At 70.9% G+C, this 21,459-nt stretch carries 18 protein-coding genes and 5 tRNA genes; 10 read left to right on the forward strand and 13 right to left on the reverse strand.

All coding sequences use genetic code 11. The features are described 5' to 3' along the window. Window positions 1-6: 6 nt before the first annotated feature. Window positions 7-1,431, reverse strand: a complete 1,425-nt coding sequence (gene leuC / locus AC069R_RS12165) for a 3-isopropylmalate dehydratase large subunit (RefSeq protein ID WP_478766728.1) — start codon at window positions 1,429-1,431, stop codon at window positions 7-9. Window positions 1,432-1,618: 187 nt separating this feature from the next. Between leuC and ndgR the strand changes: the two genes are divergently transcribed. Further along, complete coding sequence (ndgR, locus tag AC069R_RS12170; protein ID WP_046427375.1) at window positions 1,619-2,335, forward strand: IclR family transcriptional regulator NdgR; 717 nt, start codon at window positions 1,619-1,621, stop codon at window positions 2,333-2,335. 92 nt (window positions 2,336-2,427) lie between these two features. Here ndgR and AC069R_RS12175 read toward each other — a convergent pair whose 3' ends face one another. After that, window positions 2,428-2,964 (reverse strand): DUF4188 domain-containing protein, encoded by a 537-nt coding sequence (locus AC069R_RS12175; RefSeq protein ID WP_478766731.1) that lies wholly within the window; start codon window positions 2,962-2,964, stop codon window positions 2,428-2,430. A 44-nt stretch (window positions 2,965-3,008) separates the two neighbouring features. Here AC069R_RS12175 and AC069R_RS12180 point away from each other — a divergent pair, with 44 nt between their 5' ends. Beyond that, window positions 3,009-3,653, forward strand: coding sequence for a MerR family transcriptional regulator (locus tag AC069R_RS12180; RefSeq protein ID WP_478766733.1), 645 nt, complete (start codon window positions 3,009-3,011; stop codon window positions 3,651-3,653). Between the two features lie 53 nt (window positions 3,654-3,706). Here the strand turns inward: AC069R_RS12180 and AC069R_RS12185 are convergent. From AC069R_RS12185 to AC069R_RS12225, 9 genes are all read right to left on the reverse strand, one after another. Beyond that, a tRNA-Glu gene (locus AC069R_RS12185) sits at window positions 3,707-3,779 on the reverse strand. Between the two features lie 28 nt (window positions 3,780-3,807). Further along, window positions 3,808-3,879: transfer RNA gene (locus AC069R_RS12190), tRNA-Gln, on the reverse strand. Window positions 3,880-3,899: 20 nt separating this feature from the next. Beyond that, window positions 3,900-3,972, reverse strand: a tRNA-Glu gene (locus tag AC069R_RS12195). 29 nt (window positions 3,973-4,001) lie between these two features. Beyond that, a tRNA-Glu gene (locus tag AC069R_RS12200) sits at window positions 4,002-4,074 on the reverse strand. 21 nt (window positions 4,075-4,095) lie between these two features. After that, a tRNA-Gln gene (locus AC069R_RS12205) sits at window positions 4,096-4,167 on the reverse strand. Between the two features lie 91 nt (window positions 4,168-4,258). Continuing rightward, window positions 4,259-4,990 carry an HAD family hydrolase gene (locus tag AC069R_RS12210; RefSeq protein ID WP_478766734.1) on the reverse strand — a complete coding sequence of 244 codons (732 nt, stop codon included), beginning with the start codon at window positions 4,988-4,990 and terminating at the stop codon, window positions 4,259-4,261. 153 nt (window positions 4,991-5,143) lie between these two features. Continuing rightward, the gene (gene gltX / locus AC069R_RS12215; protein ID WP_478766736.1) at window positions 5,144-6,634 is read right to left on the reverse strand and encodes a glutamate--tRNA ligase; all 1,491 of its coding nucleotides are present in this window, start codon (window positions 6,632-6,634) and stop codon (window positions 5,144-5,146) included. Further along, complete coding sequence (locus AC069R_RS12220; RefSeq protein WP_397983842.1) at window positions 6,627-7,412, reverse strand: fumarylacetoacetate hydrolase family protein; 786 nt, start codon at window positions 7,410-7,412, stop codon at window positions 6,627-6,629. The genes gltX and AC069R_RS12220 overlap by 8 nt, the downstream gene beginning before the upstream one ends. A 409-nt stretch (window positions 7,413-7,821) precedes the next feature. Beyond that, window positions 7,822-8,016 (reverse strand): hypothetical protein, encoded by a 195-nt coding sequence (locus AC069R_RS12225; protein WP_397983843.1) that lies wholly within the window; start codon window positions 8,014-8,016, stop codon window positions 7,822-7,824. 583 nt (window positions 8,017-8,599) lie between these two features. On the opposite strand from AC069R_RS12225, the gene AC069R_RS12230 reads away from it, so the two are divergent. From AC069R_RS12230 to AC069R_RS12265, 8 genes are all read left to right on the forward strand, one after another. Then, a complete protein-coding gene (locus tag AC069R_RS12230; RefSeq protein ID WP_478766738.1) occupies window positions 8,600-12,667 on the forward strand; it encodes a sensor histidine kinase in 4,068 nt (1,355 codons plus the stop codon). Window positions 12,668-12,676: 9 nt separating this feature from the next. Beyond that, window positions 12,677-13,090 (forward strand): roadblock/LC7 domain-containing protein, encoded by a 414-nt coding sequence (locus tag AC069R_RS12235; protein ID WP_023546525.1) that lies wholly within the window; start codon window positions 12,677-12,679, stop codon window positions 13,088-13,090. A gap of 111 nt (window positions 13,091-13,201) precedes the next feature. After that, window positions 13,202-13,600, forward strand: coding sequence for a DUF742 domain-containing protein (locus tag AC069R_RS12240; RefSeq protein ID WP_037654659.1), 399 nt, complete (start codon window positions 13,202-13,204; stop codon window positions 13,598-13,600). Then, window positions 13,581-14,156, forward strand: coding sequence for a GTP-binding protein (locus AC069R_RS12245; protein ID WP_085566720.1), 576 nt, complete (start codon window positions 13,581-13,583; stop codon window positions 14,154-14,156). Before AC069R_RS12240 ends, AC069R_RS12245 begins: the two co-directional genes overlap by 20 nt. Before the next feature lie 403 nt (window positions 14,157-14,559). Further along, window positions 14,560-17,778 carry a nitrate- and nitrite sensing domain-containing protein gene (locus AC069R_RS12250; RefSeq protein ID WP_478766741.1) on the forward strand — a complete coding sequence of 1,073 codons (3,219 nt, stop codon included), beginning with the start codon at window positions 14,560-14,562 and terminating at the stop codon, window positions 17,776-17,778. A gap of 10 nt (window positions 17,779-17,788) precedes the next feature. Beyond that, the gene (locus AC069R_RS12255; RefSeq protein ID WP_004983065.1) at window positions 17,789-18,202 is read left to right on the forward strand and encodes a roadblock/LC7 domain-containing protein; all 414 of its coding nucleotides are present in this window, start codon (window positions 17,789-17,791) and stop codon (window positions 18,200-18,202) included. Between the two features lie 94 nt (window positions 18,203-18,296). After that, window positions 18,297-18,893 (forward strand): DUF742 domain-containing protein, encoded by a 597-nt coding sequence (locus tag AC069R_RS12260; protein ID WP_478766744.1) that lies wholly within the window; start codon window positions 18,297-18,299, stop codon window positions 18,891-18,893. Beyond that, window positions 18,874-19,464 (forward strand): GTP-binding protein, encoded by a 591-nt coding sequence (locus AC069R_RS12265; protein WP_070022337.1) that lies wholly within the window; start codon window positions 18,874-18,876, stop codon window positions 19,462-19,464. Before AC069R_RS12260 ends, AC069R_RS12265 begins: the two co-directional genes overlap by 20 nt. Before the next feature lie 147 nt (window positions 19,465-19,611). On the opposite strand, the gene AC069R_RS12270 is transcribed toward AC069R_RS12265, so the two are convergent. Both AC069R_RS12270 and AC069R_RS12275 read right to left on the reverse strand, forming a co-directional pair. Beyond that, window positions 19,612-19,803: an acyl-CoA carboxylase subunit epsilon gene (locus AC069R_RS12270; protein WP_397983847.1), complete on the reverse strand. Its 192-nt coding sequence runs from the start codon at window positions 19,801-19,803 to the stop codon at window positions 19,612-19,614. Between the two features lie 35 nt (window positions 19,804-19,838). Then, window positions 19,839-21,434 (reverse strand): acyl-CoA carboxylase subunit beta, encoded by a 1,596-nt coding sequence (locus AC069R_RS12275; RefSeq protein WP_478766746.1) that lies wholly within the window; start codon window positions 21,432-21,434, stop codon window positions 19,839-19,841. Window positions 21,435-21,459 lie beyond the last annotated feature (25 nt).

Here is a 21,459-nt window from a genome sequence, read left to right on the forward strand (position 1 = left end):
GGTTTCTCAGACTCCAGCGGGCACAGGGGCGTCGGACAGGTCGGCGGGCGAGGCCAGGTGGCCCAGGACGGCGGTGGCCGCCGCGACCTGCGGCGACACCAGGTGGGTACGACCGCCCTTGCCCTGCCGGCCCTCGAAGTTGCGGTTGGAGGTGGAGGCGGAGCGCTCGCCCGGCGCCAGCTGGTCCGGGTTCATGCCCAGGCACATCGAGCAGCCCGCGTACCGCCACTCGGCGCCGGCCTCCTTGAAGACCACGTCCAGGCCCTCGGACGCCGCCTGGAGACCGACCCGCGCCGAGCCCGGCACGACCAGCATCCGTACGCCGTCGGCGACTTTGCGGCCCTTGAGGATCGCGGCGACGTTGCGCAGGTCCTCGATCCGGCCGTTGGTGCACGAACCTACGAAGACGGTGTCCACCGTGATGGAGCGCAGCGGCGCCCCGGCCTCCAACCCCATGTATTCCAGGGCCTTTTCGGCGGCCAGGCGCTCCGATGCGTCTTCGTACGAAGCCGGATCGGGGACGTGGGCCGAAAGCGGCGCGCCCTGGCCGGGGTTGGTGCCCCAGGTGACGAACGGGGACAGCGTGGCGGCGTCGATGACGACCTCGGCGTCGAATTCCGCGTCGTCGTCGGTGCGCAGCGTCTTCCAGTACGCGACGGCCGCGTCCCACTCGGCGCCCTCGGGGGCGTGCGGGCGGCCCTTGAGGTAGGCGAAGGTGGTCTCGTCGGGGGCGATCATGCCCGCGCGGGCACCGGCCTCGATCGACATGTTGCAGATGGTCATCCGGGCCTCCATCGAGAGCTTCTCGATGGCGGAGCCGCGGTACTCCAGGACGTAGCCCTGGCCGCCGCCGGTGCCGATCTTCGCGATGATCGCCAGGATCAGGTCCTTGGCGCTGACGCCGTCGGGCAGTTCGCCGTCGACGGTGATCGCCATGGTCTTCGGGCGGGCCATCGGCAGCGTCTGGGTGGCCAGCACATGCTCGACCTGGGAGGTGCCGATGCCGAACGCCAGCGCGCCGAACGCGCCGTGCGTGGAGGTGTGGGAGTCGCCGCAGACCACGGTCGTGCCGGGCTGGGTCAGGCCCAGCTGGGGGCCGACCACGTGCACCACGCCCTGCTCGACGTCGCCCAGCGGGTGCAGCCGCACCCCGAACTCGGCGCAGTTCTTGCGCAGCGTCTCCAGCTGGGCGCGGGAGACCGGGTCGGCGATCGGCTTGTCGATGTCGAGGGTCGGGGTGTTGTGGTCCTCGGTCGCGATGGTGAGGTCGAGGCGGCGAACCCGGCGGCCGTTCTGGCGCAGCCCGTCGAAGGCCTGCGGGCTGGTCACCTCGTGCAGCAGGTGCAGATCGATGTAGAGGAGGTCGGGCTCGCCGTCGGCGCGCCGGACGACATGGTCGTCCCAGACCTTTTCCGCGAGTGTCCTACCCATCGCTTTCCCTCCGGCCGGCATGCGTGCGCCGGCCCAACTAGAGATCTTGAGGACGGCGCCCGCGCCCCTGATTCCGGGCGTCCGCCGCCGGGCCCATCGATGGACGGGCCGCCGTGTGAATCCAGAGTGGCGCGTTCCGCGGAAAATTGAACTTGCGTTTCACAGAGTGAGACGTGAGTATCGTTGCATGGACAACAGTAGCGGCGTCGGCGTTCTGGACAAGGCGGCCCTCGTCCTGAGCGCTCTGGAGTCCGGTCCGGCCACCCTCGCGGGTCTGGTCGGAGCCACCGGACTGGCACGACCCACGGCCCACCGCCTGGCCGTGGCCCTGGAACACCACCGCATGGTGGCGCGCGACATGCAGGGCCGGTTCATCCTCGGCCCGCGCCTCGCGGAGCTGGCCGCGGCGGCGGGCGAGGACCGCCTGCTGGCGACGGCGGGCCCGGTGCTCACCCACCTCCGCGATGTCACCGGCGAGAGCGCGCAGCTCTACCGGCGCCAGGGTGACATGCGGATCTGCGTGGCCGCGGCGGAGCGGCTGTCCGGCCTGCGGGACACCGTCCCGGTCGGCTCCACGCTCACGATGAAGGCCGGCTCCTCGGCACAGATCCTGCTGGCCTGGGAGGAGCCCGAGCGGCTGCACCGCGGACTCCAGGGCGCCCGCTTCACGGCGACGGCCCTGTCGGGCGTGCGGCGCCGCGGCTGGGCCCAGTCCATCGGTGAGCGCGAGCCGGGCGTCGCGTCCGTCTCGGCGCCCGTGCGCGGCCCCTCCAACCGCGTGGTGGCCGCCGTCTCCGTCTCGGGCCCCATCGAGCGCCTGACGCGCCATCCCGGCCGTATGCACGCCCAGGCCGTCATCGACGCCGCCACCCGCCTCTCCGAGGCCCTGCGCCGCACGGGCTGACGGCGACCGGTACGACGTGGGCCGCCGGGAGCCGCCTCAACGCCGCGGCGGCTCCCGACCGACGGGAGCGGAGCCGCTCACCACCCCACCCGTCAGGCGATCTTCTCCCCGGACCCCGCCTTCCCGGCCGTCTCTCCCGCCCGGTACGCGAACCGGTCCTTCGCGTACCGCCCGCGCGCGGCGAGCGGTACCTGCCCGTGCGCCGCCGCCAGCCCGAACGGCGGCATGTCCGCGTAGATCGCCTCGTAGGACCCCTGCGGCACCACGTACGTCTCGTGCCAGATGCCGACCTCGCCGTGCAGCTTCCCGGCCCGCTCCATGCGGTTCAGCCGCGCCCAGACCTTGTGGTGGAAGGCGTCGGGCGCCGTGGCGTAGGCGTACAGCTTCTCCTTGGACTCCCAGTACTGCACGACGTAGTACGTCCGCGGCGACGCCGTGAGCAAGATCTTCTCCCGCAGTCCCCGCTCCGGGTGCCGCGCCAGTTCCCGCAGCATGCGGAGCATCGCGAGCATCACCGGCACCCACCGGTGCACCGCCCGGAAGCGGTTGACGCGTACGCCGATCAGCAGGACGACGACATCACCCTGCGCGTCGGCGGTCGTACGGGACACCATGATTTCCCCCTTCATCGCGTGATTGGATAGTGCCCTTATCCAATGAAAGGCGCAAGAGCATGAGGCTGGCCGAACTGAGCCGACGCAGTGGTGTCTCCACCGCGACGATCAAGTACTACCTGCGCGAGGGCCTGTTGCCGCCGGGCCGGCAGCTCAACGCGACCACGGCGGAGTACGACGAGGGGCATCTGCGCCGGCTGCGCCTGGTCCGGGCGATGGTGCAGGTCGGCAGGCTGCCGGTGGCAAAGGTGCGCGAGGTGCTCGGGCACGTGGACGACGAGTCCCTGGGCAGCACGATCCGGCTGGGCACCGCGCTGTGGGCGCTGCCGCAGGTCCCGGAGCCGGACGAGGACGACGCGTGGGTGCGGGCCGCGCGCCAGGAGGTCGAGGCGCTGCTCGGCCGGCTGGGCTGGGAGAACGCGCTGCGGGTCTCGACGATCTCCCCCGCGTACCGCTCGCTGGTGGTGGCGGTGGCCGCGTTCCGCCGGCTCGGCTACGAGTGGGGGGCCGAACAGCTCGCGCCGTACGCGGAGTTGATGTACCGCACGGCCGTACGCGACCTGGACAACCTGGAGACGCTGCCGCCGGGGGCGGAGCGGGTCGAGTTCGCGGTCCTCGGAGCGATCCTCAACGAGCCGGCGCTGCGGGCGCTGCACCGGCTCGCGCAGGAGGAGGAGACGGCCCGGCGGTACGGCTTCGAGTGAGCGGCGCCGGGAACGGCGAAGACCCCCCGCCGCAGCGGAGGGCCTTCGTGCTGTACCCCCGACCGGATTCGAACCGGCGCTACCGCCTTGAGAGGGCGGCGTGCTAGGCCGCTACACAACGGGGGCGTGGACCCTGCGTTTCCGCAGGTCCGAGCTGGTCTACCTGGACTCGAACCAAGACTAACTGAACCAGAATCAGTCGTGCTGCCAATTACACCATAGACCAATGATGGTTTAGACCAGTCGTACCCCCGACCGGATTCGAACCGGCGCTACCGCCTTGAGAGGGCGGCGTGCTAGGCCGCTACACAACGGGGGCCCTAGCGATCCCGACAAGATCAGGATCAGTACCCCCGACCGGATTCGAACCGGCGCTACTGCCTTGAGAGGGCAGCGTGCTAGGCCGCTACACAACGGGGGCTTTGCAGATAAGCTCTGCGAGCTGGCCTACCTGGACTCGAACCAAGACTAACTGAACCAGAATCAGTCGTGCTGCCAATTACACCATAGGCCACTGGAACTCAACCCCCTGGAGGGTTTTTGTTCTCGTTTCGCTCCTCGGGGTTCCGGCCTTTCGGCCCGTTCCCCTCGGCGCAGGAAGAACATTACCCGAAGGTGGACGGGGCTCCAAAACGAGTATCCGAGCGCAGCAGCGCCGGGAGTTCGGCCAGGCTCGCGATGCGGTGCACGACGGCGCCCCCGGCGTCCCGCGCGGGCGCCGTGCCCCGGTCGATCCACACGGACAGCAGCCCGGCCTCGGCCGCGCCCCGCCCGTCGATCTCCGGGTGGTCGCCCACGTACGCGACCTCGTGCGGGGCGAGGGACAGCGCCTCGCAGGCGGCCAGGAAGGCGCCGGGCCGCGGCTTGGAGACGCCCAGCTCGGCGGCGCACAGCACGGCCTCGAAGCGGTCCAGCAGGCCGAGGGTGCGCAGCTTGTGCTCCTGGACGGTGATGCTGGAGTTCGAGAGCACCGCGTGCCGGTGGGTGGGCGCGAGCGCCGCCAGCGCGGGCAGCACGTCCGGGAACAGCCCCCAGGCGGCCTCGTAGTGACCCACGTAACGCTGGAACCAGGCCTCCGCCTCGGCGTCGTCCAGCTCCGCGTCGAGGAACGCCCGTACGCGGTCGCGGCGCTGCTCCTGGAAGCCGCACTCCCCCGCCGCGTACCGCGCCCACTGCCGGTCGGTGATCTCCCGCCACCGGGCCAGCGCGTCCTCCACCGCGCCGTAGCGCCCGAGCAGCCCCTCGGCGAGGAGGTGCGCCCGCATCCCGCTCCGGTCGGCGCCGGTGTAGTCGAAGAGTGTGTCGTCCACGTCCCAGACCACGGCTTGGATGCTCACGCCTCCGACCGTAACGCCGGGGGGCGGGGCGCGTCCGGGGAACGGCGGCGCCGGGGGCTCAGCGGTGAGAGTCGTCACATCGCGGGCGCGGGGGTACGGCGAAGGGGCGGCGCCCGGAACTCCGGGTGCCGCCCCTTCGCACGTGGTGGGCCTTTAGGCGGTGAGCCTCGTCAGGGCCGCGTCGATGCGGGCCAGGGTCGGCTCCTTGCCCAGGATCTCCAGGGACTCGAACAGCGGGAGGCCGACGGTGCGGCCGGTGACGGCGACGCGCACCGGGGCCTGCGCCTTGCCGAGCTTGAGGCCGTGGGCCTCGCCGGCGGCCAGGACGGCCTCCTTGAGGGACTCGGCCGACGTCCAGTCCGCGGACTGGAGCTTCTCGCGGGCCGTGCGCAGCAGGGCGTCGCTGCCCTCCTTCATCGCCTTGGCCCAGGAAGCCTCGTCGAAGACCGGCTCCGGCAGGAACAGGAAGTCGACGTTCTCGGTGATCTCGGAGAGCACCTTCAGGCGGGTCTGGGCGTGCGGCGCGATGGCCTCCCACTTGGCCTCGTCGAACGCCTCCGGCGCCCAGGGGGCGAACGGGGCCCTCAGCCAGGGGCGGCAGCGCTCGGTGAACTCCTTCACATCCAGCATGCGGATGTGGTCGGCGTTGATCGCCTCGCACTTCTTCAGGTCGAAGCGCGCCGGGTTGGGGTTCACATCGGAGATCTCGAAGGCCGCGACCATCTCCTCGATCGTGAAGATGTCCTTGTCCGCGGAGAGCGACCAGCCCAGCAGGGACAGGTAGTTGAGCAGCCCCTCGGGCAGGAAGCCGCGCTCGCGGTAGAGGTTCAGCGAGGACTGCGGGTCGCGCTTGGAGAGCTTCTTGTTGCCCTCGCCCATCACGTACGGCAGGTGGCCGAAGGCCGGGGTCTGCTTGGCGATGCCCAGCTCCGTCAACGCCTTGTACAGCGCGATCTGGCGCGGGGTGGAGGAGAGCAGGTCCTCGCCGCGCAGCACGTGCGTGATCTCCATCAGTGCGTCGTCGACGGGGTTGACCAGCGTGTACAGCGGGGCGCCGTTGGCGCGCACGATGCCGTAGTCCGGGACGTTCTCCGGGGTGAAGGTCAGCTCGCCGCGCACCAGGTCGTGGAAGGTGATCGTCTCGTCGGGCATCCGGAACCGGACGATCGGCTGCCGGCCCTCGGCCCGGTACCGCTCGACCTGCTCGGCGGACAGGTCGCGGCAGTGGCCGTCGTAGCCGGAGGGCTTGCCGGCGGCGCGGGCGGCCTCGCGGCGGGTGTCCAGCTCCTCCTGGGAGCAGTAGCAGTGGTAGGCGTACCCGCCGTCGAGGAGCTTCTGCGCGACATCGGCGTAGATGTCCATGCGCTGCGACTGGCGGTACGGCGCGTGCGGGCCGCCGATCTCGGGGCCCTCGTCCCAGTCGAAGCCGAGCCAGCGCATCGCGTCGAGCAGCTGGTTGTACGACTCCTCGGAGTCGCGGGCCGCGTCGGTGTCCTCGATGCGGAAGACCAGGGTGCCCTGGTGGTGCCGGGCGAACGCCCAGTTGAACAGGGCGGTGCGGACCAGGCCCACGTGGGGGTTACCGGTGGGCGAGGGACAGAAACGGACGCGGACGGGAGACGGAGAGCCGGGTGCGCTAGCCACGCTTGACAACCTTGTTGGTGAGAGTGCCGATGCCTTCGATGGTGACGGCGACGTCGTCGCCGGCGTTCAGGGGGCCGACCCCCGCGGGGGTGCCGGTGAGGATGACGTCGCCGGGCAGCAGCGTCATGGCCTCGGTGATGTTGACGATCAGGTCCTCGATGGGGTGGATCATCTCGCTGGTGCGGCCCAGCTGGCGCTGCTCGCCGTTGACGGTGAGCTGCACGGTGAGGTCGTTGGCCCGCGCGAGGTCGATGTCCGTCTCCACCCAGGGGCCGAGCGGGCAGGAGCTGTCGAAGCCCTTGGCCCGCGCCCACTGCTTCTCGCGGCGCTGCACGTCGCGGGCGGTGACGTCGTTGGCGCAGGTGTAGCCGAAGATCACGTCCTTGACGCGCTCGCGGGGCACCTCGCGGCACATGCGGCCGATGACGACGGCCAGCTCGGCCTCGTGGTGCAGCTCCTCGGAGAAGGAGGGGTAGTGGATCTCGTCTCCGGGGCCGATCACCGAGGTGGACGGCTTGAAGAAGGCGAACGGGGCCTCGGGCACCTCGTGACCCAGCTCCCGCGCGTGCTCGGCGTAGTTGCGGCCGAACGCCACGACCTTGTTGGGGAGGACCGGCGGGAGCAGCCTGACCTTGCTCAGCGGCACCTTCGTCCCGGACAGCTCGTGGTCGGCGAAGGGGATGCCCTTGATGATGTCGAGGACGAGTTCGTCCTCCTTGTCGCCCTCGACCGCGCCGAAGGCTACGTTCCCGTCGATGGAGAACCTGGCGATGCGCACGGGTGCTTGCGCCCCTCACTGAGAACCGGCGTACTGACGCCCAAGGTTAACCGGTCGGGCGGCCCGATGTTCGGCCGGGAGGGCATGGCGAGGGGTTTTTCCGGGGCCGTAATGCGCTTAAGGGGAATTCCCGTTTCCGGTGTTTTCGGGGGCGCCGGCGGCAGGGCTTCGGATGCCCTTCACCCTGCTGAGCTGCGCTGATGGCGGCTGCCCGGCTCGCGCTCCGGGGGCCGGGAAGGCTAGGGCGCCCGCCGTCGCCGTCACCGATAAACGCGGCGGCGCGAATGCGCTGGAAAACATGTGCGGCCCGGCGCCCGGAGCCGCCGAAAAGACGAGCGCGGCCCGGAAGATCATCGCCGTCGGGCGGTCTTCCGGGCCGCGCTCGGGGCTCCCGCGGTCGCTCCGGCGGTCACTCGCCGGCGTTCGCCCCCGCGGTCTCGGGCAGGTCCATGAGGATGGTGCGCCGGGGGTTGGCCGTCTGGGCGGGGAGTTCGACGGACTGCTCCGGCAGCGCGGGCGTCTGCAGCTCGCCGGCGTCCTCGAGGTGCGCCAGGGTCGTGCGTCGCGGGTTGGCTATCTTGCGGAACATCATCGTCGTCTTCACGGTTGTCGGCGTCCTCATCCTGTGTCGGCGGGTGCTGGTGCGGGGTGACAGATACGTCCCTCATGTAAAGCGTCAGGCTAAACATCCGATTCCCTGACCAACTCACCAACCAGCCCTGATGGTTGTGTGATTTTGCTCACCAACAAGGGGACATAGGGGTCAATTCCGGCCGACAAACCGCGCCGGAGAAACGGACATTGAGGGTTGGAAGCCCCCATTCCGCTGCCGATCATGGCGACTGGGACACGTGCCACCGCGCGGCGACTCGCAGGGATACGTCCGTTATGGATGAGATCGACTTCCACGACTGGTGACCCGACATGCACGCCCTGTCACGGTTGTCACAGCTCGGCACGCGGCCCTTGTTGGAGATCCGCCACTGTGCTGGAATTCCACGGACCGCCGCAGGATCGAGCCGGCGCAGGGGGCGCGACGCAGCGCCGAGTGGCGGCGAGAGCAAGGGGGAAACCAGCGCCGGTCACTCCAGACCACCGGGGGGCGTTTTCAGGGCGCCTTCCACGACGCCGACACCGTGTTCGTCCGCTCGCGCGGCCGGACGCCTGGTCCAGAGGTTGCGACGCTAGTGCAGGGACGTTTCAAGAGGGATGGCAGCGCTTCGGCGGAGCCGGAGCCGCACGACGGGACTGGCCCCATGAAGGGCAGCGCCTCTCCCCAGCACGCCCAGAACCCGGGCCCCACCCCGCCCGGTGAGGGCCCCGAGCGCGCACGCCCCGGCGCGTCGGCCGCCTCCTCCCCCAAGGGCTCGGCCGGCAAGGGCTCCTCCGGCAAGGGCTCCGCGAAGCCCGCGGGCGGCACGCCGTCCGCGAAGCCCGCCCCGACCGCGAAATCGGCCGCGGTGCCCGCGAGTTCCGGCTCCCGCATGGCGCTGCGCAACTGGCGCATCTCGACCCGTCTGGTCTCGCTGCTCGCGCTCCCCGTGGTCGCGGCGACCTCGCTGGGCGCGCTGCGCATCAACGAGAACCTGAACGACATCCAGCAGCTCGACAACATGAAGCTGCTGACGGACATGACCAAGCAGGCCACCGAGCTGGCCGCCGCGCTCCAGGAGGAGCGCGACCAGTCCGCCGGTCCCCTCTCGCACGGCCTCAGCGCGAGCGACTACACGGTCAAGGGCTACCAGCAGAAGACCGACCGGGCCCGCGCCAACTTCCTCGACGCCTCCGAGCAGATCGACGAGGCCAGCAAGAACGGCCAGCTCCAAGGCGTGCGCGACGCGCTCGTCGGCCTCGCCAACCAGCTGGACGACCTGGCGAAGATCCGCCGGTCCGCCTACCAGTCCAAGGAGAACTCGACTCAGACCATCGAGTCGTACCACCGGCTGATCACCCAGCTGATCGACCTCTCCCAGGACATGGCCGAGGCGTCCAGCAACCCCGAGATGATCTCGCGCACCCGCGCCCTGGCGGCGTTCTCCACCGCCAAGGAGTACGCGTCCGTGCAGCGCGCGACCATCGCCGCGGCGCTGCCCTCGACCACCTCCAGCAAGGCCGACCTCTCGGAGAACGACCGCCTCTACGGCGAGTCGGCGTACGAGAGCGAGAACTCCGAGCTGGCGATCTTCCGCAAGATCTACGCGAGCCAGAACGCGGAGGAGCTGCTCAAGCCGATCGACGGCGGCAACAACCCGACGATCGAGTCCGCGGACACCTACGCCAAGCGCGCCTTCGCGCAGCGCGGCGGCCTGTCCGACCTGCCCCCGCGCTCCTACCGCGACTGGGTGGACGACAGCTCGACCAAGATCGAGCAGATGAAGAAGATCGAGCACACGCTGCTCGAGGACATGGAGCAGAAGGCGCGCGAGCTCAAGAGCGCCACCCAGCGCGACGCCATCATCTCCGGTGTGCTGATCCTGCTGGTGCTCGGCGTCTCGCTGGTCGGCGCGTTCGTCGTGGCCCGCTCCATGATCCGCTCGCTGCGCCGGCTCCAGGAGACCGCCACCACGGTCGCCCAGGAACGCCTGCCCGAGCTGGTCAAGCAGCTCTCCGAGTCCGACCCGCAGGACGTGGACACCTCCGTGGAGTCGGTCGGTGTGCACTCCCGCGACGAGATCGGCCAGGTGGCCGCGGCCTTCGACGACGTGCACCGCGAGGCGGTCCGCCTCGCCGCCGAGCAGGCGCTGCTGCGGGGCAACGTCAACGCGATGTTCACCAACCTCTCGCGCCGCTCCCAGGGCCTGATCCAGCGCCAGCTGTCGCTCATCTCCGAACTGGAGTCCCGCGAGGCCGACCCGGACCAGCTGTCCTCGCTGTTCAAGCTGGACCACCTCGCCACCCGTATGCGCCGTAACGGCGAGAACCTCCTCGTCCTCGCCGGTGAGGAGCCGGGCCGCCGCTGGACCCGTCCGGTGCCGCTGGTCGACGTGCTGCGCGCCGCCGCCTCCGAGGTGGAGCAGTACGAGCGCATCGAGCTGGCCTCCGTGCCGACGACCGAGGTCGCCGGCCGGGTCGTCAACGACCTCGTGCACCTGCTCGCCGAGCTGCTGGAGAACGCCACCTCGTTCTCCTCCCCGCAGACCAAGGTCAAGGTCACCGGTCACGCGCTGCCCGACGGCCGGGTGCTGATCGAGATCCACGACACCGGTATCGGCCTCTCCCCCGAGGACCTCGCGGCGATCAACGAGCGGCTGGCCTCGCCGCCCACCGTGGACGTCTCCGTCTCCCGCCGCATGGGCCTGTTCGTGGTCGGCCGCCTCTCGCAGCGGCACGGCATCCGCATCCAGCTGCGCCCCTCCGACTCCGGTGGCACGACCGCGCTGGTCATGCTGCCCGTGGACGTCGCCCAGGGCGGCAAGAAGGCTCCCGGCAAGCCCGGCGGCCCCGGCGCGGTCGGCGGTCCGGCCGCGGCGCAGGCGGCAGCGGGCGCCGCGGCGGCCCGCCGCGGTGGCGCCGGTGCCGGTGCTCCCGGCGGTGGTCTGCTCGGTTCCGGCGGCGGCTCGCGCGGCCAGGTCGGCGCGGGGCAGGGTCCCCGAGCCGCGCTGCCCGGCGCGGGCCAGGGGCAGGGCCAGGGGCAGGGCGGCCGTCCCGGCGGCCCCGGTGGTACGCGCGGTCCGCAGCGCGGCGGTCCCGGTGTCCCCGGCGGTCCCGGTGCCCCCGGCGGCTTCGGTGCGCAGGCGCCGAACGCCCCGCAGAACCTCCAGGCCGCGAACCCGGCCGCCCCGCAGGGGCTCCAGGCCGCGAACCCGGCCGGGCCCCAGCAGGACCTGTTCGGCGGGCGCGGGTCCCAGCGCAACGCCGGTGGCGGTGCCGACCAGGGCCGTCAGCCCCAGCTGCCGCCGCGCGGCGGCCCGCGGGCCGAGCTGCCCGGCGGCGACTCCCGGCGCGGCCAGGACTGGGGCAACGGCCGGTCCTCCCTCGACACCCCGCGCGGCCACGACGAGCAGGACCCGACGGGGACCGCGCAGATGCCGGCGATCGACGACCGGCAGGGTCCGGGTTCGACCGCGCAGATGCCGCGGATAGATCCGCACGCTCCCGCCCCCACGGGCGACTTCGGCCGCCCCGAGCTGCCCGGTTCCCAGGGCGCGGACCAGTACGGCCGTACCGAACCGGCCCAGCAGACCGGCCAGTTCGCCCGGCCGGACACCACGGGCCAGTACCAGCGGCCGGACGCCGGTCAGCACACCGGTCAGTTCCAGCGGCCCGAAAGCCCGCAGGACACCGGCCAGTTCCAGCGCCCCGACACCACGGGCCAGTACCAGCGCCCGGACGCCGGTCAGTACCAGCGGCCCGAGAACCCGCAGGACACCGGCCAGTTCCAGCGGCCCGACGCGGCGCAGCACACCGGTCAGTTCCCGCAGGCCCAACTCCCGCAGCAGAGCGGGCAGTTCTCGCGCTCCGACGCTTCCCAGCAGACCGGCCAGTTCCCGCAGCCGGGGCGGTACGACGCCCCCGCCGGGCAGCAGGAGAGCGGCTCGTTCGTGCGCCCGGACGTCTTCGGGACGCCGGCCCGGCCGGAGGAGCCCGCCCAGGACACCGGCCGGTACGCGGCGCCGGGTGGCTACGACGGCGGCGGCACCGGACAGCACGCGCTGCCCGGCCGCCCCGACCCGGCGCACACCGGGCAGTTCGAGCGCCCGCAGCCGGCCCGTGACGACTTCGGCGCCCCGCGCCCGCCGGCCCCGCAGCAGGCCCCGGCCCACCAGGAGCGCCCGGTGCGCGAGCCGGAGGCGCTGCCCCCGGCCACCGGTCCCGGTGACGGCCGTACCCCGCTGTTCGACACGCTGGAGACCAACTGGTTCCACGGCGCGGCCGGACAGCAGCAGGGCCAGCAGGGCCAGCAGCAGAGCGCGCCCGCCGAGCAGCAGCCGCAGCCCGCGCCGCGCGAGGCGGCCGCCACCGGCTCATGGCGTGCCTCGCCGAACGACGAACTCGTGCGGCAGGCCGAGCGGGTGCGGCAGCCCGCCGCGGGCGGCATCACCACGTCCGGCCTGCCGCGCCGGGTGCCCAGGGCGAACCTCGTGCCGGGCACGGCTCAGCAGCAACAGCACCAAGCTGGTCCGCAGGTCTCCCGTGCGCCCGATGACGTACGCGGCCGGCTGACCAATCTCCGTCGGGGCATCGCACAGGGCCGTCAGGCCGGCAGCGGCCAGACCGGCAGCTACCCGAGCCCCACTCACCAGCAGGAGCGTTAGTTGAGTCCGATGAGCCAGGCGGCACAGAACCTGAACTGGTTGATCACCAACTTCGTGGACAACACACCCGGTGTGTCCCACACGGTGGTGGTCTCCGCCGACGGCCTGCTGCTGGCGATGTCCGAGGGCTTCCCGCGGGACCGCGCCGACCAGCTGGCGGCCGTCGCCTCCGGCCTGACCTCGCTGACGGCCGGGGCCTCCCGGATCTTCGAGGGCGGCACGGTGGCCCAGACGGTCGTGGAGATGGAGCGGGGGTTCCTCTTCCTGATGTCCGTCTCGGACGGGTCCTCCCTCGCGGTACTGGCCCACCCCGAGTGCGACATCGGCCTGGTCGGCTACGAGATGGCACTGCTCGTCGACCGCGCGGGGGCGGTACTCACCCCGGACCTGCGCGCCGAACTACAGGGCAGTCTGCTCCACTGACCGGCCCCGGCACCACACACCTCACCAAAACACCGTCCGGCCGCCACAAACCCCCCACCGGCCCCGTCAGACGGCTTGACTGACCGACTTGCTGTCCCGCCCGGAGGATCCATGACCCCGCCCACCGCCCATCACGATCCGTATGCGGAACCGTACGGGGACGAGGGCGACCAGCCGCTGGTGCGGCCGTACGCCATGACCGGCGGCCGCACCCGGCCGCGCTACCAGCTCGCCATCGAGGCGCTGATCAGCACCACGGCCGACCCCGCCGCCCTCATGGGGCTGCTGCCCGAGCACCAGCGGATCTGCCACCTGTGCCGCGAGGTCAAGTCGGTGGCCGAGGTCTCGGCGCTGCTGAACATGCCGCTGGGCGTGGCCCGGATCCTGGTCGCCGACCTGGCCGAGGCCGGCCTGGTCGCCATCCACCAGCCGGGCGGGGACGAGAACAACGGCGGCGCTCCGGACGTGACGCTGCTCGAAAGGGTGCTCAGTGGACTTCGCAAGCTCTGACGCGGGACGGGCCACCACCTCGGCGAAGATCGTGGTGGCGGGCGGCTTCGGCGTGGGCAAGACCACGTTCGTCGGCGCCGTCTCGGAGATCAACCCGCTGCGCACGGAGGCCGTGATGACCTCGGCCTCGGCCGGCATCGACGACCTGACGCACACCGGGGACAAGACCACCACCACGGTGGCCATGGACTTCGGCCGCATCACCCTGGACCAGGACCTCATCCTGTACCTGTTCGGTACGCCGGGTCAGGACCGCTTCTGGTTCATGTGGGACGACCTCGTCCGCGGCGCCATCGGCGCCGTCGTCCTCGTCGACACCCGCAGGCTCGCCGACTGCTTCCCGGCTGTCGACTACTTCGAGAACAGCGGGCTGCCCTTCGTCATCGCGCTCAACGGCTTCGACGGACACCAGCCCTACACGCCGGACGAGGTGCGCGAGGCGCTGCAGATCGGTCCCGACACCCCGATCATCACCACCGACGCCCGGCACCGGGCCGACGCCAAGAGCGCGCTGATCACGCTGGTCGAGCACGCGCTGATGGCGCGGCTGCGGTAACCGGCCGCGGTAGCACTCAAGTGCGACCCCCCGTACGGCAGTTGCCGTACGGGGACGCGCAGGGCCCGGCGGGGCCCACTGTGGCCTTTGACACGGTGGGCCGCGGCGTTCATAACAGTTCGGCAGAGGAATCACCCGAGGCCGCCACGCGACGCGGTCGGCCGGTGCCGCTGCGCGCACGACCGCCCCGCCTTTTGGCGGGGCTCGCTCTTTATGACCGTTTTATCTCTCGCTTACAGCCGAACCGTCACAAGGTTTCCACTGTTTGGAAGTGCGCTGGTCCACGTGCTGGAATGCCTGAACTGCCCCATGGTCCCTGACGTACTGCGTCGTCGTCGGCCGAACGGGCTCTGAGAGACTGCGGCACGACGTAGGTGCCGACCGCCGAGAGGTTGTTGGTCGAGTGAGGCGAAGCAAGAACGGTCCCGAGCCGTCGGCACGGGGCAACTTCACCCCGCCGCCGCGCGCCGCGGCGCCCGCCCCGGTGTCCGGTGCGGAGCAGGCGGACACTCCCGCGCCGGGCGGCGGCCGTTTCTCCCCGCGCAACTGGCGGGTGCCCACCCGACTGAACGCGATCCTGCTCATACCCGCGGCCGTCGGCCTCGTCATGGGCGGCTTCCAGGTGAACAACTCGATCGAGACCTGGCAGCAGGCCCGTGACGCCGAGAACACCGCCCGGCTGGTGCGCGCGGCCCTCGTCTACGCGGACGCCGTGGAGAACGAGCGCGACATCACCGCCGAGCCGCTGCTGCTGAACAAGAAGGACAGCAAGAGCAAGGCGACGATCGAGGACGCGCGCAAGGCCACCGACGAGGCCGCCGCCGGCTTCACCGAGGCGACGAAGAGCATGCCGCACACGCCCGGTCTGGAGCGTCGGCTGAAGCTGTTCCGCAAGGCCGAGCCCGAGCTCCAGGTCCTGCGCAAGACCGCCTACACCTCCAAGCTCACCGGTGTGCAGACGGAGGAGGCGTACGTCGAGGTCGCCCACCCGCTGATGGAGTTCGCCAACGAGCTCGGTCTGGGCACCGGCAACATCACCTCGTACGGCCGTACCGTCTACGCCATGTCGCTGACCAAGGCGGCGCTGTCGCTGGAGCGGTCCATCGGCATGCACCTGCTGGTCAAACCGGGTCCGGACGCGCCGAACCTGTCCACCCAGCGGGTCTCCCTGGCGTCGTACGCCTACCTTGAGCGCATCGCCATCGAGGAGTACCAGGGCGGTGGCACCGCGCAGGACTCGCAGGTGCTGGCCGACGCGCAGAAGAAGGTCGCGGCACAGGCCAAGGCCGAGGCCGCGCAGGCCAAGCTGGACGACCCGAACTACGTGCCGCCGCCGAGCAACCCGAACACCATGGTCTCGGCGCTGGCCACCATGAAGGACACCAGCCAGGCCACCCGTGACGCGCTCGCCGCGAACGGCGTCAGCGCCCAGAACTGGTTCGCGGTCAACACGCTGAAGTACAAGGCGTACCGCAAGATCGAGTCGGACATGGCCGACAAGGCCGTGAACGAGGCGTCCGGCATCGCCGACGACGCCCGCACCTCCGCGATCATCACCGGCACCATCGTGGTCCTCGCCCTGCTGCTCGCCTTCCTCCTGGCCGGCGCGGTCGCCCGGCAGATGAGCCGCTCGATGCGCCAGCTGCGCAACGCGGCCTTCGGCATCGCCGAGCAGCGCCTGCCGATGCTGGTCGACCAGCTCTCGCGCACCGACCCCGGCCGGGTCGACACCCGCGTCGCCCCGATCCCGATCCACACCAAGGACGAGATCGGCGAGGTCGCCCGCGCCTTCGACCAGGTGCACCGCGAGGCGGTCCGGCTCGCCGCCGAGCAGGCCCTGCTGCGGGGCAACATCAACGCGATCTTCACCAACCTGTCGCGCCGCAACCAGTCGCTGATCGAGGGCCAGTTGACCCTGATCACCGACCTGGAGAACAACGAGGCCGACCCGGACCAGCTGGAGAACCTCTTCAAGCTGGACCACCTGGCCACCCGTATGCGCCGCAACGGCGAGAACCTTTTGGTCCTCGCCGGCGAGGAGCCCGGCCGCCGCTGGGACCAGCCGGTCCCGCTGGTCGACGTGCTGCGCGCCGCCTCCTCCGAGGTGGAGCAGTACGAGCGCATCGAGCTGTCCGGCGTCCCGGACGCCGAGATCCACGGCCGCGCCGTCACCGACCTGGTGCACCTGCTGGCCGAGCTGCTGGAGAACGCCACCACGTTCTCCTCGCCGCAGACCAAGGTCAAGGTCACCGCGACCCGGCTGCCCGACGGCCGGGTCATGATCGAGATCCACGACAAGGGCATCGGCCTGACCGCCGAGGACTTCGCGGACATCAACCACAAGCTGGCCAACCCGCCGACCGTGGACGCCGCGATCTCCCAGCGCATGGGCCTGTTCGTGGTCGGCCGGCTGTCCGACCGGCACGGCATCCGGGTCCAGCTGCGCCCCTCGGGCGAGCAGGCCGGCACCACCTCCCTGGTCATGCTGCCGGACGCGATCACGCACGGCGGTGGCGGCGACACGGCGCTGGACCGCGAGGAGTTCACGGTCTCGCAGATCATCCCGGAGCAGCAGTTCCAGGCGCAGCACCCGGAGGCGCAGCCGCTGCGCACCGCCGCCGAACTCGGCTTCGACGACAGCCAGTACACCGAGGTCCCCGACGACATCCGCGAGCTGGACCCGGTCGGCCGCTCCCTGCTCCGCGAGGGGCGCCGGGCGGCGCTGGAGGCGCAGGCCAACGGCCAGCAGCAGCCGGAGGAGCCGCGCCAGAACACCGGCGAGACCTACGCCGAGCCGCTGTTCGAGGGGCAGCAGCACACCGGTTACCCGGAGCAGCCGCAGCAGCCGCAGCAGCCGTACGAGGAGACTCCGTACCAGGAGGCCGGGGCCGGCTACCAGGAGCAGGGCTACCAGGAGCCGTACACGGAGACGCCGTCCGCGTCCTACGAGCGGTCGTACGACGGGCAGTTCTACCCCCAGGGTGGTGAACTGCCGGGCTCGGAGGGCTACCCGGCGGCCGGCGGTTACCCGCAGAACGGCTATGCGGAGCCCGCCTACCAGGGCGACTGGCAGCAGCAGGACGGCTACCAGAACGGCTACCCGGCCCATTACGCTCCGGAAACGGAATCCGCGCCGGCCGACGCGGGTGAGCAGAACCGCGTAGGCTTCGAGGGTCCCGAAGCGGTCGCTCCCGCCGCGCACGCGCTGACCGACGCCGGGCTGCCCCGCCGGGGTTCCGTCGCGAACGGCTTCGACGGTGCGGCCCCCGCACCGCAGGAGCCGCCGGCCGAGGCACCGGGGAACGACGGTGACGACGACTGGCGTTCGGCCAACGACGAGCGCTGGCAGCAGGCTTCGCAGCTGCGCAAGCCCAAGGCAGGCGGGGTCACCGCCTCCGGGCTGCCGCGGCGGGTACCCAAGGCCAACCTGGTCGAGGGCAGCGCCGAATCGACCCCCCAGGGAGGCCCCCAGGTCTCCCGCGCTCCGGAGGACGTCCGGGGCAGGCTGAGCAACCTGCGCCGGGGCGTCCAGCGCGGACGCAGCGCAGGCAGTGAAACGAACGGCCAGGCCACTGGGAATCACCACAGTGGTCCTGACAGCACCTACAACCAGGAGCGTTAGTGTGAGCCCGATGAGCCAGGCGGCACAGAACCTGAACTGGTTGATCACCAACTTCGTGGACAACACCCCGGGGGTGTCCCACACGGTGGTGGTCTCCGCCGACGGACTCCTTCTGGCGATGTCCGAAGGCTTCCCCCGTGACCGCGCCGACCAGCTCGCCGCCGTCGCCTCCGGTCTGACCTCGCTGACCGCCGGTGCCTCGCGCATCTTCGAGGGCGGCAGCGTCAACCAGACGGTTGTGGAGATGGAGCGGGGATTCCTCTTCATCATGTCCATCTCGGACGGATCGTCCCTCGCCGTCCTGGCCCACCCGGAAGCGGACATCGGCCTCATCGGGTACGAGATGGCCCTGCTGGTGGACCGCGCGGGCACGGTCCTCACCCCGGATCTCCGCGCGGAGCTCCAGGGCAGCCTTCTCAACTAGTAATCGGACGGTGCGTATTCGCGTCCCGTGGCCTTAAGGTTTCGGGACGCGGCTCCACACGGATGGGTGCCCGACGCAGTCGGAGGAGGAGAAAGTGGCAACACCCCCAGGAGGTTCGCCCTCGGGCAACTGGTCGTACGGCCCTGCCCAGGGCCACGGCGACGGCTCGGCGAACCCGTACGACTTCCCCTCCGCCCCCCACCACCGGCAGCCGTACGCCCCGCAGGGTCCCGGCCCCTCGCCGTACAACCAGCCGCAGGGGCCCGGCCCTTCGCCGTACGACCAGCCGCCGGCCCCGCGTATCCAGCCGGTCCAGCCGCAGCGCCGCCCCGAGCCGGCGCCCGCGGCGAACAACCCCCTGGTGCGTCCGTACGCCATGACCGGCGGCCGGACCCGCCCGCGCTACCAGCTCGCCATCGAGGCGCTGGTGCACACCACCGCTGCTCCGCACCAGATGCAGGGCCAGCTGCCCGAGCATCAGCGGATCTGCAATCTCTGCCGGGAGATCAAGTCGGTGGCCGAGGTCTCGGCCCTGCTCACGATCCCCCTCGGCGTGGCCAGGATCCTCGTCGCCGACTTGGCGGAGGCGGGCCTGGTCGCCATCCATCAGCCCGGCGGCGACGAGAACGCCGGTGGCCAGCCAGACGTGACACTGCTCGAAAGGGTGCTCAGTGGACTTCGCAAGCTCTAGCGGAGGGCCGGTTTCTCAGAGTCGCTCCACCACCTCCGCGAAGATCGTGGTGGCGGGCGGCTTCGGCGTGGGCAAGACCACGTTCGTCGGCGCCGTCTCGGAGATCAACCCGCTGCGCACAGAGGCCGTCATGACGTCCGCTTCGGCCGGCATCGACGACCTCACCCACACCGGAGACAAGACCACCACCACGGTGGCCATGGACTTCGGCCGCATCACCCTGGACCAGGACCTCATCCTGTACCTGTTCGGTACGCCGGGTCAGGACCGTTTCTGGTTCATGTGGGACGACCTCGTCCGCGGCGCCATCGGCGCGGTGGTCCTCGTCGACACCCGGAGGCTCGCCGACTGCTTCCCGGCTGTCGACTACTTCGAGAACAGCGGGCTGCCGTTCGTCATCGCGCTCAACGGTTTCGACGGCAATCAGCCGTACAGCCCGGACGAGGTGCGCGAGGCGCTGCAGATCGGTCCGGACACGCCGATCATCACCACCGACGCGCGGCACCGGGCGGACGCCAAGTCCACGCTCATCACGCTCGTGGAGCACGCGTTGATGGCTCGTCTGCGGTAGGTGGGTTTCGCGGCTACCGGGCTGCCCGTCGCGGTCGGACGCCGGCTGCGGGCAGCCCTTGCCGTTCGCGCAGGCACCGCGCCCTTGGGACGCACAGAAGTGGGGCCCCTCCGGAGAGGGGCCCCACTTCTGTGTCTGCTTCTTCGCTCAGCCGTGCCAGCTGTGCGGGGCGCGGAAACCGGGCTCGCGCTCCAGGCGGCGCCAGCCGGCCTTGGGGTGCGGGCGGTGGTGGGCCGGCTCGGGGCGGGCGGCGGCGCGGGCGAGCAGGACGGCCGTGATGGCGGCGACCTCCTCGGGCTCGGCGTGGCCCTTCTCGACGCGGATGTCGGCAGTGCTCATGGGTGTCAGTCTCCGTAAGAGAGATGGCCGCTCGGTTACTGCGGGGGGTTGCCGTGCTTGCGGGACGGGAGGTCGGCGTGCTTGGTCTGGAGCATCGCCAGCGACTTCACCAGCACCTCGCGGGTCTCGGCCGGGTCGATGACGTCGTCGACGAGGCCGCGCTCGGCGGCGTAATAGGGGTGCATCAGCTCGGACTTGTACTCCTTGACCATGCGGGCCCGCATGGCCTCGGGGTCCTCGGCCTCGGCGATCTGGCGGCGGAAGATGACGTTGGCCGCGCCCTCCGCGCCCATCACGGCGATCTCGTTCGTGGGCCAGGCGTAGGTGAGGTCGGCGCCGATCGACTGGGAGTCCATGACGATGTAGGCACCTCCGTACGCCTTGCGCAGGATCAGCGAAATCCTCGGCACGGTGGCGTTGCAGTACGCGTACAGCAGCTTGGCACCGTGCCGGATGATGCCGCCGTGCTCCTGGTCGACGCCGGGGAGGAAGCCCGGCACGTCCAGGAAGGTCACGATCGGGACATTGAAAGCGTCACACATCTGGACAAAGCGCGCAGCTTTTTCACTCGCCTCGATGTCCAGTACGCCGGCGAGGACCTGCGGCTGGTTGGCGATGATGCCGACCACCTGGCCGTCGAGGCGGGCCAGGGCGCAGATGATGTTGCGGGCCCAGCGCTCGTGGACCTCCAGGTACTCGCCGTCGTCGACGATCTCCTCGATGACCTTCGTCATGTCGTACGGCCGGTTGCCGTCGGCCGGGACCAGGTCGAGCAGGACGTCCGAGCGGCGGTCGGCCGGGTCGGAGCACTCCACGCGCGGCGGGTTCTCGCGGTTGTTCTGCGGCAGCAGCGAGAGGAGGTAGCGCACCTCGGCGATGCAGGTCTCCTCGTCGTCGTACGCGAAGTGGCAGACGCCGGAGGTCTCGGCGTGCACGTCGGCGCCGCCCAGGCCGTTCTGGGTGATCTCCTCGCCGGTGACCGCCTTGACCACGTCCGGGCCGGTGATGAACATCTGCGAGGTCTCGCGGACCATGAAGACGAAGTCCGTGAGGGCCGGCGAGTACGCCGCGCCGCCCGCGCAGGGGCCCAGCATCACGGAGATCTGCGGGATGACGCCCGACGCCTTCGTGTTGCGCTGGAAGATGCCGCCATATCCGGCGAGCGCGCTGACGCCCTCCTGGATGCGGGCGCCCGCGCCGTCGTTCAGCGACACGAGCGGCGCGCCGGCCGCGATGGCCATGTCCATGATCTTGTGGATCTTGGTGGCGTGGGCCTCGCCGAGGGCGCCGCCGAAGATCCGGAAGTCGTGCGCGTAGACGAAGACGGTACGGCCCTCGACCGTGCCCCAGCCGGTGATGACACCGTCGGTGTACGGCTTCTTGGCCTCCAGGCCGAATCCGGTCGCCCGGTGCCGGCGCAGCTGCTCGACCTCCTGGAAGGAATCCGGGTCCAGGAGCAGCTCGATCCGCTCCCGCGCCGTCAGCTTGCCCTTGGCGTGCTGCGCCTTGGTCGCCTTCTCGCTGGGGCCGGCCACGGCCTGCGCACGGATGTCGTGCAGTTCGGCGACCCGTCCGCGCGCGTCCGTCGGCTCGCCGGTCGGCTCACCCGTCGTCTCTTCCAAAACGGTCATGTAGCGACCTTACGAAGGACACCAA

The organism is Streptomyces sp. NPDC043952 (assembly GCF_056435325.1).

Bases quoted from the DNA above. Each gene is read 5' to 3' on its own strand.
- ndgR (WP_046427375.1), top strand. From the start codon at position 1,619: ATGGACAACAGTAGCGGCGTCGGCGTTCTGGACAAGGCGGCCCTCGTC.
- AC069R_RS12240 (WP_037654659.1), top strand. From the start codon at position 13,202: ATGACCCCGCCCACCGCCCATCACGATCCGTATGCGGAACCGTACGGG.
- AC069R_RS12270 (WP_397983847.1), bottom strand. From the start codon at position 19,803: ATGAGCACTGCCGACATCCGCGTCGAGAAGGGCCACGCCGAGCCCGAG.
- AC069R_RS12255 (WP_004983065.1), top strand. From the start codon at position 17,789: ATGAGCCAGGCGGCACAGAACCTGAACTGGTTGATCACCAACTTCGTG.
- AC069R_RS12180 (WP_478766733.1), top strand. From the start codon at position 3,009: ATGAGGCTGGCCGAACTGAGCCGACGCAGTGGTGTCTCCACCGCGACG.
- leuC (WP_478766728.1), bottom strand. From the start codon at position 1,431: ATGGGTAGGACACTCGCGGAAAAGGTCTGGGACGACCATGTCGTCCGG.
- AC069R_RS12275 (WP_478766746.1), bottom strand. From the start codon at position 21,434: ATGACCGTTTTGGAAGAGACGACGGGTGAGCCGACCGGCGAGCCGACG.
- AC069R_RS12175 (WP_478766731.1), bottom strand. From the start codon at position 2,964: ATGAAGGGGGAAATCATGGTGTCCCGTACGACCGCCGACGCGCAGGGT.
- AC069R_RS12235 (WP_023546525.1), top strand. From the start codon at position 12,677: ATGAGCCAGGCGGCACAGAACCTGAACTGGTTGATCACCAACTTCGTG.